Consider the following 12,383-nt stretch of genomic DNA (forward strand, 5'->3'; position numbering starts at 1 on the left):
TCAGTCGGCGGACAGCGGGAGCGGCGGAGCGGTCAGTTCGCGGACAGCCGGAACGACATCCGGCCGAAGGCGACCTGGTCGCCGTCCTGGACGACGGCGGCACCGATCACCCTGCGGCCGTTCACGGACGTGCCGTTGGTGGAGCCGAGGTCGCGCAGCACCCACATGCCGCCCTGGCTGCTCAGCTCGGCGTGCACCCGGGAGACCGTCTCGTGGCTGAGACGCAGCCCGTTGGCCGGGTCGCGGCCGATGCGCAGCGGGTACGGGTTGACCTGCGGGGGCAGCAGCAGCTTCGGCAGGCGCTCGACGGTCCATGCCCGGCGCAGCCGCACGGTGAACCCGGAGACCGCTCCCACGGCCCCGAGGACGGCCCGCGACCACTTGTTCTCGTGCCGCAGATCGGCGGTGAGCGCGTCGAGTTCGGCGGATCTGCGGGCGGCCAGTGCCAGCTCCATGCGGCGCACGAACGTGTCGTGCGAGAGCCGCCCGAGCGCGACTCCGTCCCTGAGCACCCTCAGCGCGTCGTCCCGCTCGGCGTCGGACAGCCGAGCCGGGTACGTGTGGTGTTCAAAAGAGGACGTCACGCTGAAGATTGTCGGGCAGTGCGGCCGGGGTGTCCAGAAAACGAGGAGCGTCCCGCTCTAGTCCGCTGCTACGTTCGCCCCGCCGCGGCCACGAACGGGCCGCCTCATAAGGAGAGTTCTTGACCTCTGTACCGCACGAGGCGCCCGGTGACCTGGTGGTCCGCCCCCTCACCGAGGACGACGCCCGGCTCTTCCGCACGATGGACGACCCCGGCCTGGTCGGCCGCGTCCTGGCCGGAGTCGAGTACCGCACCCGCGCCGAGGGCGGCGACTACGACCCGGCCTGGACCTGGGTGGCGCTGCGCGAGGGGCGCGTCGTCGCCCGGGCCGCCTGGTGGGGAGCCCCGGACGACGAGAAGCCGGTGAACCTGAACTGGTTCGACGTCGCCGAGGACGACGTCGAGGCGGGCGTCGCCTTGCTGGAGCAGGCTCCGTACGACGTCGAGTACGAGCTGATCCTGCCCGCCGACTGGAAGGAGCGCCCGGACGCGCGGGCGGCCGCGGAGGCGCGCATGGAAGCGGCGCGGAAGGCGGGTATGCGCCTTCTTGTGGAGCGTTTCCGCTATCGCTGGACGCCGGAGAACGGGCTGCCGCAGCGGCCGGGGCGGCTGGAGTTCCGGCCCGAGCGGGACGACGCGGTCGTGCTGGACGTGCTGCGCCGCGTGCACTCGGTGACGCTGGACGCGCACGCGCTGGTCGCGATCGAGCAGGGCGGCCTCGACCAGGCCGCGCGGGAGGAGCTGGACTTCTTCCACTGGTGCCCGTCGCCGCGGGAGTGGCTGCGGCTGGCGTACACGGCCGACGGCGAGCTCGCCGGGATCCATGTGCCCGCGCACAACCCGACAGGGCCCTGCATCGGTTTCATCGGGGTGGTGCCCGAGCAGCGCGGACACGGCTACGCGTACGACCTTCTGGTCGAATCGACGCACTTCCTTGTCGAGCGCGGCGCGGACTTCATCGACGGTGCCACGGACGACGGCAACTTCCCTATGGCGGCGCATTTCACGAGAGCCGGGTACCCGGTGACACAGAAGCGCGTCCACATGGTGTGACCTCGCGCAGGGCGCGGAGTGGGGACCCAGTAGTGGTGAATCCCCGGCGCGGCGATCACTCGTGACGCACCATGGACGCGTCGTCACTGTCGGCAGACATCCGGCTACGAGGGGGAAGCGTCCGTGCAGTTCGAGGTGTGGGCACCACAGGCGGAGCGGGTCACACTCCATTGCGACGGCGCCACGCGCGCGCTGGAGAAGGACCCGGACCGCGCGGGCTGGTGGTCGGGGCAGGCCGACGCCGGGGACGGATCGCGGTACGGGTTCGCGCTCGACGACGGCCCCGTACTGCCCGACCCGCGCTCGCGCCGTCAGCCCGACGGGCCCGACGGCCTGAGCGCGGTCGTCGACCACAAGCGGCACGTGTGGCGCGGCGACTGGGCCGGGCGGGGGCTGACCGGAGCGGTCCTGTACGAGCTGCACGTGGGCACGTTCACGCGGGAGGGCACGCTCGACGCGGCCGCCGAGCGTCTCGGCCATCTGGCCGAACTCGGCGTGACGCATGTCGAGTTGATGCCCCTGTGTCCCGTCCCCGGCCGGCACGGCTGGGGCTACGACGGGGTCAGCCTGTGGGCCGTGCACGAGCCGTACGGCGGCCCCGAGGCGTTGAAGCGCTTTGTCGACACGGCGCACGGGCTCGGCCTCGGGGTCGTCCTCGACGTCGTGCACAACCACCTGGGTCCGTCGGGCAACCATCTGGCCGCCTTCGGGCCGTACTTCACGGACACGCACCACACACCGTGGGGCAGCGCCGTGAACCTGGACGCGCCCGGCTCGGACGAGACCCGCGCCTTCCTTCTGGGCAGCGCGCTGGCCTGGCTGCGCGACTACCGGATCGACGGGCTGCGCCTCGACGCGATCCACGAGCTGCACGACCGGCGCGCCCTGCCCTTCCTGGAGGAGTTGTCGGCCGGGGTGGACGCGCTCGCGGAGCGGCTCGGCCGCCCGCTGTTCCTGATCGGCGAGTCCGACCTGGGCGACCCGCGGGTCATCACGCCGCGCGCGGAGGGCGGTCTGGGGCTGCACGCACAGTGGAACGACGACGTGCACCACGCCGTGCACGCGGCCGTCACCGGTGAACGGCAGGGCTACTACGCCGACTTCGCGCGCGCGCCACTGGCCGCTGTCGCCAAGACGCTGACGCACGGCTTCTTCCACGACGGCGGCTATTCGTCGTTCCGCGGCCGCCACCACGGCCGGCCCGTCGACCGCGCCCGCACCCCGGCGCACCGGCTGCTGGCCTACACCCAGACCCACGACCAGGTCGGCAACCGCGCCCAGGGCGACCGGCTCGCCGCCTCCGTCCCGCCGGGCCTGCTGGCGTGCGCGGCGGCGCTGGTCCTGACGGGCCCGTTCACGCCGATGCTGTTCATGGGCGAGGAGTGGGCGGCGAGCACGCCGTGGCAGTACTTCACCGACCACACCGACCCGGGGCTCGCCGACGCCGTCCGCAAGGGGCGGCGGCGGGAGTTCGCCGCGCACGGCTGGGCGGAGGAGGACATCCCCGATCCGCAGGATCCGGCCACGCGCGAGCGGTCCTGCCTCGACTGGTCGGAGCCCGGAACGGGGCACCACGCGCGCGTGCTGGCCTGGTACCGCGACCTGATCGCCCTGCGGCGCGCCCGTACGGACCTGCGGGATCCGGATCTGGCGGCGGTCAAGGTCGCGTACGACGAGGAGGCCCGCTGGATCGCCTACCGGCGGGGGGATCTCCGGGTGGCGGTGAATCTGTCGGGGCGGCCGGTGTCGATCCCGCTGGGGCGGCCCGTGGCCCAGGTGCTGGCGGCGTGGGAACCGGTGCAACTGCCGGGTTCCGACGGCACGTTGACGGTGCCGGCGGAGTCCTGTGTGATCGCGGTCGCGCCGTAGGGAGCGGGGAGGGCGTGGGCGGCTGCGGGTTTTCCTCGTGGCGGCATGCCTCAGGGGCGCGGGGAACCTCGCGCGAAGCCCCACCGGACCCGCACCCGCCACGTCACCCTTCCGACACCAGCTCCAGCAGGATCGGCTCCCAGGCCCGCTCCAACCGCACCCGCAGCAGGCCCTCGGGGCCGCTGCCGTCCGCTCCGTGGAGCCGCTCGGCCAGCCGCACCAGCGCATCGCAGCGGGCCAGCCACAGTCCCCGCAGACAGACCCGGGGCCCGTACCCGGCGAGCGTCGCGGACCGCACGGCCGCCCGCGCGCCCACCGCGATCGCGAGGCCCGCGATGTCCTCGGCCGGGTCGCCGACGACCGCGTCGGCCCAGTCGAGGACGCCGCGGACGCGGCCGTCGGGCGAGACGGTCAGGTGCTCGCCCTTGAGGGCGTGGTGGACGAGCCCGGCGTCCGCCTGGGGGCCGAGCTGGGCGACGGCCTGCGGGGTCAGCTGGGCGAGCCGCCCCGCCTCGAACTCGCCGTCCTCGCCGAGTTTCCGGGCCGCGGCGCCGGCCTGACGCCGCAGGTTCTCCAGGGAGCGCGGCGCCGCCTTCGGCACCCCGAGCGGCACGGCGCGGGCGGCCGGCACCGAGCGCAGGCCGGTGAGCAGTCCCGCGAGGTCCTCCTCACCGGCGGCGGTGACGTCCCGGACCTCGGCGGAGTCGCCGGACAGCCGGGTGTCCAGGGTGTAGGCGAGGCCGGGCGCCCACTCCCCCGTCGCGACGGACACGGGCACGGCCACCGTGACGTAGGGGCGCAGGAGGTCCCGCAGTCGCAGCTCGCGGCGCATGCCCCGGGACATCGGGGCGTCGGGGGCGAGCCGCAGCACGTGCCGGGCGCCCACCCACCAGGCGCGACCGCCTCCCTCGGTGACCGGGTGCGTCTCGGCGCCGCCGCCCGGGAGCAGGGTCTCCAGGAGGCGGCGCACTGTCTCGGCGGTCGGCTGCTCCGTCGGCGGCATGGTCGGTCAGCCCACGATCGCCAGGTCCCGCGCGGTGGAGTTGAGGCGCCGGCCGCCGTCCTCGGTGACGGTGACGATGTCCTCGATCCGGACGCCGAAGCGGCCGGGGAGATAGATGCCGGGCTCGACCGAGAAGCACATCCCGGGGACGAGGGGCTGCTCCTCGCCCTCGATCATGTACGGCGGTTCGTGCGTGGTGACGCCGATGCCGTGGCCGGTGCGGTGGATGAAGTACTCGCCGTACCCGGCGTCGGTGATGACCTTGCGGGCGACCCGGTCGACGTCCTGGCAGGCGATGCCGGGCCGCACGGCGTCGCAGGCCGCGGTCTGCGCCTCGCGCACGATGTCGTGGACGCGGCGCTCCTCGTCGGTGGGTTCGCCGACGTGCACGGTGCGGGTGGTGTCGGAGCCGTAGCCGTGCTTGAGGCCGCCGAAGTCGAGGACGACCATGTCGCCGTCCTGGATGACGCGGTCGCCCGCCTCGTGGTGCGGGTTGGCGCCGTTGGGACCGGAGCCGACGACCGTGAAGTCGACCTGCGAGTGACCGAACCGCTTGAGCAGATCGGCGAGTTCGCGGGCGATGTCGTTCTCCTCGCGCCCGGCGAAGGCGACCTTCTTGATCTCCTCGTACGTGGCGTCGGCGGCGGCACCGGCGGCCGCGAGACGCTCCAGCTCGGCGGCGTCCTTGACCCCGCGCAGCATCGGCAGGGCCTCGGTCAGGGAGACGTACGAGGTGCCGGGCAGGGTGCGCTGCAGGCCGAGCAGGTGCATGGCCCAGGCGTTGTCGCTGACCCCGAAGCGGCCGGAGACGTCCAGCAGCGGGGCCGTGATCGCGTACGGGTCCTTACCGTCGGTCCAGTCGCGCAGGGTCATCGCGTCGGCGCCCGCGGCCCTGGCGGCGTCGGGCGCTTCCAGGGTGGGCACGACCAGCGTCGGCTCCTGGCCCGCGGCGAGCACGAGGAGGGTGAGCCGCTCGGTGTCGGCCGGCACGTGGTAGCCGGTGAGCCAGACCAGGTCGGGCCCCGGCGCGACCAGCACTCCCGCCAGTCCGGCGGCCGCCGCGGACTGCGCCGCACGGTCCATCCGGGCCTTGTAGTCGGCGGCGGTGAAGGGCGCGGGTGTGCCGGTCGTCATGGCGGGCCTCCGTAACGGGGCGACAACGGGGACAAGGGTCTACGGCAGCATCCTGCCCGGCCTCGCGGGAGCGCGCGAGTCCGCTTCCTGGCCATCGCTCCCCTGCTGCGCAGCGAGCCGTACTGCTTAACGGAAAGGCATTGCTGAAGCATTAGATCTAATGGTTAGATCCGAGCTATCCGTTAATTCCGTCTGCCTCCGTCAGGCCGACTCCGCGAAGGACGTACGCCCATGCTTGTGCTGGCCCAGATCAGCGATCTGCATCTCGACGGGACCCCGCGCGCCACGGAGCGGGCGCGCCGCGTGCTGGACCATCTGCGAGCGCTGCCGGGGCCGGTGGACGCCCTCCTGGTGACCGGTGACATCGCGGACCACGGCGCCGAGACGGAGTACGAGGAGGCGGCCGAGCTGCTCGGGCTGCACGGTCCGGCGGCGCCGGTGCCCGTCCTGACCTGCCCGGGCAATCACGACAGCCGCGTCCCGTACCGCAAGGCCCTGCTGCGCGAGCCCGCCGCCGGCGGTCCGGTCAACCGTGCGCACCGGGTGGGCGGTGCGGCCGTGCTCATGTGCGACTCCAGCATCCCCGGGGCGGACGAGGGGGCGCTGGACGAGGAGACGTACGCCTGGATCGAGGAGGAGCTCGACGCGCTGGACGGCGAGACGCCCGTCCTGATCGCCTTCCATCACCCGCCCGTGGCCCTGCACCACCCGCTGCCCGACCGGTATCAGCTGGCCCGGCCGGACGCCCTGGCCCATCTGCTGGAGCGGCGGCCGGAGATCGTCGCGGTGATCACGGGGCACGCCCACAGCCCGGCCGCGACCACGTTCGCCGGCCGGCCGCTGGTCGTGGGGCCCGGCGTGACCTGGACGCTGCGGCTGCCCTGGGAGGGCGAACAGGTCGCGGACCGGGAGGCGCCGGTGGGCCTCGCGTTCCATGTCCTGGACGACGAGCGGCGGTTGACGACGCATTTCCGCACCGTCTGAACGCACATCCCGTGGACCGCCCCCTCCTGGACCGAGGCCGGCCGGACCAGACCCGCATCACGTCACCACCCCGGGAGTGACCGCCAACTTCTGCTGTGCGCCGCTGTCGTGACGCACCGTCATGACGAGCTGGTGCCCGGGGCGGGTGTCGGCCACGACGGCCGCGAGGTCGCTCGCCGAGCCGATGTGCGCCGCGCCGAGGCTCAGCAGGACGTCACCGCGCACCAGTCCGGCCGTGTAGCCGGGCCCGGGGACGTGCACCGCGACGACGAGCGCGCCAGGCCCCTTGGGCGCGTCGACCACCTCGACGCCGAGGCTGCCCCGGACGGCGGCCGGGGCCGGGATCGGGGCCGCGCTCCGCGCGGGCGGCGCGGACGGTTTCGCCGGGCCCGCGGCGGCGGCCTGCCGCTGCATCTCGGCGAGTCGGCTCATGCCGATGACCGTGGCGCCGACGGTGCCCAGGCCCACGCCCGCCAGCACCAGGACCAGCGCGCACAGGACACCGGCCAGCATCCCGACCAGGCGCCTGCCCCGGGGCCGCGCGGCATGCGGACGGCGGGCGGGCCGGGATTCCGGGCCGGGCCCCGCGGGGTCGCGCCCCGGCGAGCCCGGCATGGACTTGGGGCGCAACGCGGTCTGTTCCATGGGTCGCCGCCTCCGGTCCTGGGGTGCTCGCTCCGGCCTCAGCCCTACCCTCCGGGCCCTCCCGCGACGATCCACGAACGAGTGAGAGTGCCTCACCGCGCTCGAATTTCCCGGCGTTTACGCAGGTCGGCCCGCGGGTCAGCCGGTCAGTGCGGCGGCGAGGTCGGCGGCCGGGCCGCGCAGCGTGCCCGTATGGAGGAGTTCGGTGCGGTGCACGACGCGGGGCGCGGTGAGCGGTACGGCGCTGAGGCCCGGCACTCCGGCGGCGAGCGAGGCGGGCAGCAGCGTCAGGCCGTGCCCGGCCGCGGCGAGGGTCAGCAGCGTGCGGACGTCCGCGCCCTCGTAGCGCAGCGCCGGGCGCAGGCCGCCGCCGCCCAGGACCGTGCGCAGCCCGTCGAGGGGGAGGCCCGCGCCGGGGGCGTCGAGCCAGCGGGCGTCGACGAGGTCGGCGAGGCGCAGCCCGGTGCGGCCGGCCAGCGGATGGCGTACCGGGAGGACGACGTGGACGGGTTCCTCGGCGACGCCGCGGGTGGTGAGCGGGGCGACGTCGGGCAGCCGCAGCGGGTCGCTGGGCGCGGCGACGCCGTCCACGACGCCCAGTTCGGCGTGGCCGGTCGCGACCGTCGCGGGGATCTCGTCGCGGGGCAGCACCCGCACGGTCACCCCGGCGTGCGGCAGCAGCGCGGCGGTGCGCTCGCGCAGCGCGGTCGGCGTGACGGCGACGGTGAGGCCGTGCCCGGGGGCCGCCGCGGTGCGCTTCACCTCCGCGCGGGCCGCCTCCAGGCGCAGCAGCAGCAGCGCCGCGTGTTCCAGGAGCCGCTCCCCCGCCGCCGTCGGGGCGACGGGCCGCCGGGTCAGCAGCGGGGCGCCGAGGTCCTGTTCCAGGGCGGCGATGTGCTGGGAGACGGCGGACTGGGTGTAGCCGAGCTCCTGCGCCGCCGCGGAGAAGGAGGCGAGGCGGGCGACGGTGACGTACGTGCGCAGGAGGTGCGGGTCCATGGCGTCCAGGATCCCGGACGGGCATCAGGAACACTTATGGAGAGTGCAGTTTTCATCGTTGGACGTGAACGGGAGGCGCGGCCGACGATGGTCGGCATGACCTCCGCACCGCATGCTCCCGCCCGGATCGCCCTGGTCGGCGACCGCTCCCCGAACGTCGTCTCGCACACCCGGGTCCCGCTGCTCCTCGACGCCCTCGCCGCCCGGGAGCGCCTCGTCCTCGACGCGTACTGGATCCCGACCGAGGACGCCGAACCGCCGGGCGCGGTGCGTGGCTTCGACGCGGTGTGGGTGCTGCCGGGCAGCCCGTACCGCAGCGAGGCGGGGACGCTCGCGGCGATCCGCACGGCCCGCGAGGACGGCGTCCCGTTCCTCGGCACGTGCGGCGGCTTCCAGCACACGCTGCTGGAGTACGCGCGGAACGTGTGCGGTCTGGCCGGCGCGGCCCACGCCGAGAACGATCCCGACGCCGACGACCCGCTGATCGCCCCGCTGGCCTGCTCGCTCGTCGGCCACGAGGGCACCGTGACGCTGACCGGCGGTTCGCTCGCCGAGTCGGTGCTCGGCGCGGACCGCACGGTCGAGCGCTACCACTGCGGGTACGGCCCCGCCGCACACCTGGACACGCTGCGCGCGCACGGCCTGCGCTTCACGGGCACCGACGAGGAGGGGCAGGTCCGGATCGCCGAACTGCCCACGGACCGGCACCCGTTCTTCCTCGCGACGCTCTTCCAGCCGGAGCTGTCCGGCGACGGCAGCCGCCCGCACCCGATCGTGCAGGCCCTGGCCCGCGCGGCGGCCGCGCACGCGGCGGCCACCGCACGGGTCTGACGTCCGGCTCCAGGCGGCGTGGCCGCCGCCGTTCCCGGCCCCGTGGTCACGTCACAAGACGGCAGGTGCCGCGGCGGCGGTGCCTGAAAGTCCTGTTCCGGACGCGAAGGTCCTGAAACCGGAAGCGGAGCCCGTGGGGGCCCGGTCCGGCAGGAAGCCGTGGGTGCGGCTCGCCAGGTGGTCGGCGCGGTAACGGTCCACGCTCCGGTGCCAGTTGAGGATGCCCGCCATCCAGTTGCGCAGCTCCTCGACGTACCCGTCCATGACCGTGCGCGCCTCGCGGGACAGCTTGAAGTCCTCGTACAGGACGGGCAGTTCGTGTGCGGCGATGTGCTCGAACTGCTGGATGCGCTGGGTCAGCAGGTCGTGCACGATGCCGAGCGCGGTCGGGTAGTCGGTGCCGAAGAAGTTCTGTACGACGAGGATCGCGTTGTGGATCTCGCCCTCGTACTCGATCTCCTTCTGGTACGAGAACACGTCGTTGAGCAGCATCGCGTAGTCGACGGCCGAGTTCTCCAGGGCCCGGACGGGTCCGGTGCGGTAGACCGCCGGCGGCACGGCGGGCCCGTGTCCCATGCGGCACAGGCTCATCGTGAGGTCGGCGCCGAAGGTGGCGCGGCGCATCTCCAGGTAGTCGACGGGGTCGGGGACGCGGTTCTGGATCTGGTTCGCCAGCTCCCACAGCCAGCTCTCCGTCATGACCTCGACGGCGTCCTTCAGGGTGCCGCGCTGCTCGGCCGTCATGTCGCGGGTGGTGTCGCGCCACAGGTCGGCGAGGCCGCGCTCCATCGCGTTGGCGGGGGCCGGGATGTCGGCGCCGTCGAGCGGCATGCACGCCGACAGGCGCCGGGTGCACAGCCGGGCCGCGGCGAGGTCGCGGCGGTGGCCGAAGACCAGCGGGTAGTAGTCGTCGCCGTACGTTCCCCAGGCCAGCCACCGCGCGCTGAGGTCGAGGGCCTCGGGCGAGCCGTCGGGGTCGATGCCCGCCGAGCAGAGCGCGAGGTCGGCCGCGGCGAGCTTGTCCTCGTCCCAGACGCCCTCCTCCAGGATGCCCACGCGGTGGGACCACTGGACGAGACGCTCGCGGGCGGTGTCGAGTCCGGAGTTGAGCCGCAGCTGGAACGGCATGTAGAGGTCCGGGATCCGGGACGGTCCCACCTTCTGGAACGGCACGTGGGTGTGGGCCCGCAGGCGCTGCGCCCCCAGGTCCTGGAGCAGCGCCCGCACATCGGCGGAGCCGCTGCCGAGCCCGGTCGGCCCGCCCAGCGGCGACGGCCGGTCGACGGCACCCTTGTTCATGTACCGGCTGGAGCGCAGATGCCACTCGTGGCCGCCGGACTGCCAGTCCTGCAGCCCCTGCGTGTACGCGGCGACGGCGGCGACCTCGTCCGGGGTGAGCCCCTTCTCCAGGGCGAGTGCGGGGACTTCGGTGAGCGCGGTGTGCTCGAACTGGTGCAGCCGCGAGGTCAGCACGTCGTTGACGGCCTCCGCCGCCTCCTGTGTCGTGCAGCCGAAGAAGGTCTCCAACACCAGGACGCCGTTGGAGAGTTCCCCTTCGTCGCGGACCTCTCGCTCGTAGGAGAACAGGTCGTTGCGCAGGTGCACCGCGTCGGAGAAGGTCTCCATCAGGACGCGCAGCGGACGCGAGCGGGCGACGGCGGCCGGGACCTCGGCGGTCGCGTACTCGACGAGTCCGGCCGACCAGGGGGCGCCGCCCACCTTGCGGCGCATCTCGATGTACTCGACGGGGTTGGAGATCCGCCCCTCGTTGATGTTGGAGAGTTCCCACATCGACTCGTTGAGCAGGTGCTCGGTCGACTCGGCGAAGCGCCGTCGCCAGTCCGCCGACATCGCGGGCACGGTGCGCCGCCACAGGTCGATGAGGCCCGCCTCGACGGGGTTCTCCGGGTCGGGTACCGGCGTGGCGAGGTCCATCGGCATGAACAGGGGCAGCCGGTCGAGGTGCGCCTTGCCGCCCTCCCGGTCGTTCGTGCGCTTGTACATGTCGAGGAAGTGGTCGTCGAAGAAGAAGACCCACACGTACCAGTCGGTGATCAGCGAGAGCGCGGGGCCGTCGCAGTCGGGGTGCGTGTACGCGCACAGCAGACCGTAGTCGTGCGCGTCGAGGTCGCTCTGCTCCCAGACGCCGCTCCCCTCCAGCATGCCCATCTCGCGGGCCCACCCGGTGGAGTGCGCGCGGGCCTCGTCGAGATGCGGGTTGAGCCGCGCCTGGTACGGCATGTAGAAGCGCGGCAGCTGGAACGGCTGTGAGGACTGCTGTGTCATGAGCGCGGCCCTACCCGTGCGCCTCGACGGGCATCCACGGCCCCGACCATGATCGCCCCATCGCGTGAACCGGTCGGCGGGCGGCGTGGGCGGCCCCGTTTCGGGGAAGCGGCCGCTCGGTGCGGTCTGTTACGCGGCCCAGTGCGCGGGCCGCGTCAGCCCCGGGGGCAGCCTGGTGGCGCCGTCGCCGCGGGCCGCGTTCAGCTGGGCCTGGGTGAGGAAGATGCAGCCCGTGAGGTCGGCGCCGCCGAGGCGCGCGTCGCGCAGGTCCGCGCCGATCAGGTCGGCCGAGCGCAGATCGGCACCGGTCAGGTCGGCGGCGACGAGGAGCGCGCCGCGCAGGGTGGCGCCGCGCAGATCGGCCGTGCGCAGGCGGGCGCCGACGAGATCGGCGCCGCGGTGGTTCTTCTTGCGCCCGGGCACCTCGGCGCGCACCAGGTCGCTCGCCCTCAGCAGCAGGGTGTTCACGTCGCCGCGGATCGCGGGCACGTCGGCCGCGAGGAGTTCGTCGGCGCCCGCGCGCGTGAGCCGCTCGATGTCGTCGCGGGCGCGGCGGGCGTCGCGGTGCACGGGCTCGGCCCGGCGCAGCTCCAGGACCTCGCTCAAGTACCAGAGCAGTTCGTGGAGTTGACGCATCACCGGGAACACCTCGTACATCGCCCGCGCGCTCTCGGGGCGCTCGCGCCAGCTGACGCCCTCGAAGGTGATCTGGGAGATCTTCTGGCCCGCGCCGAAGCAGTCGAAGACGGTGCATCCCGGGTAGCCCTCGTCGCGCAGCCGGGTGTGGATGCCGCAGCGGAAGTCGTCCTGGAGGTGGTGGCAGGGTGTGCCCGCGCTCTTGTTCCGCGCGAAGTCCTGGGACTTGGCGAACGGCAGCGCGACGCAGCACAGGCCGAAGCAGCTGCCGCAGTCGGCGCGCAGATCGGGGCGGTCGGGGACGGTGCGGGGGACGTCGGGGGAGGTCACGCCCCCATTGTCCCCGACCGGCCGCACGTG

Annotated in this window: 11 protein-coding genes; 4 read left to right on the plus strand and 7 right to left on the minus strand. The window is 73.7% G+C overall.

Annotated features, from left to right (window positions below):
- Positions 1 to 32: 32 nt before the first annotated feature.
- Positions 33 to 584: an FHA domain-containing protein gene (locus ACQUQD_RS09605; RefSeq protein ID WP_428951614.1), complete on the minus strand. Its 552-nt coding sequence runs from the start codon at positions 582 to 584 to the stop codon at positions 33 to 35.
- A 200-nt stretch (positions 585 to 784) separates the two neighbouring features.
- On the opposite strand from ACQUQD_RS09605, the gene ACQUQD_RS09610 reads away from it, so the two are divergent.
- Entirely contained in the window at positions 785 to 1,636 is an 852-nt protein-coding gene (locus tag ACQUQD_RS09610; protein ID WP_428957504.1) for a GNAT family N-acetyltransferase, read from the plus strand.
- A gap of 123 nt (positions 1,637 to 1,759) precedes the next feature.
- Positions 1,760 to 3,505, plus strand: coding sequence for a malto-oligosyltrehalose trehalohydrolase (gene treZ / locus ACQUQD_RS09615; protein ID WP_428951615.1), 1,746 nt, complete (start codon positions 1,760 to 1,762; stop codon positions 3,503 to 3,505).
- A gap of 103 nt (positions 3,506 to 3,608) precedes the next feature.
- Here the strand turns inward: treZ and ACQUQD_RS09620 are convergent, their stop codons facing one another.
- Positions 3,609 to 4,508: a phosphotransferase family protein gene (locus ACQUQD_RS09620; RefSeq protein ID WP_428951616.1), complete on the minus strand. Its 900-nt coding sequence runs from the start codon at positions 4,506 to 4,508 to the stop codon at positions 3,609 to 3,611.
- 6 nt (positions 4,509 to 4,514) lie between these two features.
- The gene (locus ACQUQD_RS09625) at positions 4,515 to 5,642 is read right to left on the minus strand and encodes a M24 family metallopeptidase (RefSeq protein ID WP_428951617.1); all 1,128 of its coding nucleotides are present in this window, start codon (positions 5,640 to 5,642) and stop codon (positions 4,515 to 4,517) included.
- Between the two features lie 231 nt (positions 5,643 to 5,873).
- Between ACQUQD_RS09625 and ACQUQD_RS09630 the strand changes: the two genes are divergently transcribed.
- Positions 5,874 to 6,626, plus strand: a complete 753-nt coding sequence (locus ACQUQD_RS09630; protein WP_428951618.1) for a metallophosphoesterase — start codon at positions 5,874 to 5,876, stop codon at positions 6,624 to 6,626.
- 57 nt (positions 6,627 to 6,683) lie between these two features.
- On the opposite strand, the gene ACQUQD_RS09635 is transcribed toward ACQUQD_RS09630, so the two are convergent.
- Together ACQUQD_RS09635 and ACQUQD_RS09640 are read right to left on the minus strand one after the other, a co-directional pair.
- Complete coding sequence (locus ACQUQD_RS09635; protein WP_428951619.1) at positions 6,684 to 7,271, minus strand: PDZ domain-containing protein; 588 nt, start codon at positions 7,269 to 7,271, stop codon at positions 6,684 to 6,686.
- 138 nt (positions 7,272 to 7,409) lie between these two features.
- Entirely contained in the window at positions 7,410 to 8,270 is an 861-nt protein-coding gene (locus ACQUQD_RS09640) for a LysR family transcriptional regulator (RefSeq protein WP_428951620.1), read from the minus strand.
- Positions 8,271 to 8,366: 96 nt separating this feature from the next.
- On the opposite strand from ACQUQD_RS09640, the gene ACQUQD_RS09645 reads away from it, so the two are divergent.
- Positions 8,367 to 9,101 (plus strand): CTP synthase C-terminal region-related (seleno)protein, encoded by a 735-nt coding sequence (locus tag ACQUQD_RS09645; protein ID WP_428951621.1) that lies wholly within the window; start codon positions 8,367 to 8,369, stop codon positions 9,099 to 9,101.
- Positions 9,102 to 9,152: 51 nt separating this feature from the next.
- Here the strand turns inward: ACQUQD_RS09645 and cyc2 are convergent, their stop codons facing one another.
- Together cyc2 and ACQUQD_RS09655 are read right to left on the minus strand one after the other, a co-directional pair.
- Positions 9,153 to 11,387, minus strand: a complete 2,235-nt coding sequence (gene cyc2, locus ACQUQD_RS09650) for a germacradienol/geosmin synthase Cyc2 (protein ID WP_428951622.1) — start codon at positions 11,385 to 11,387, stop codon at positions 9,153 to 9,155.
- 129 nt (positions 11,388 to 11,516) lie between these two features.
- Entirely contained in the window at positions 11,517 to 12,353 is an 837-nt protein-coding gene (locus ACQUQD_RS09655) for a pentapeptide repeat-containing protein (RefSeq protein WP_428951623.1), read from the minus strand.
- Positions 12,354 to 12,383: the final 30 nt, after the last annotated feature.

Origin of the sequence: Streptomyces sp. cg35 (genome assembly GCF_050410835.1) — a bacterium.
Classification (GTDB): Bacteria; Actinomycetota; Actinomycetes; order Streptomycetales; family Streptomycetaceae; genus Streptomyces.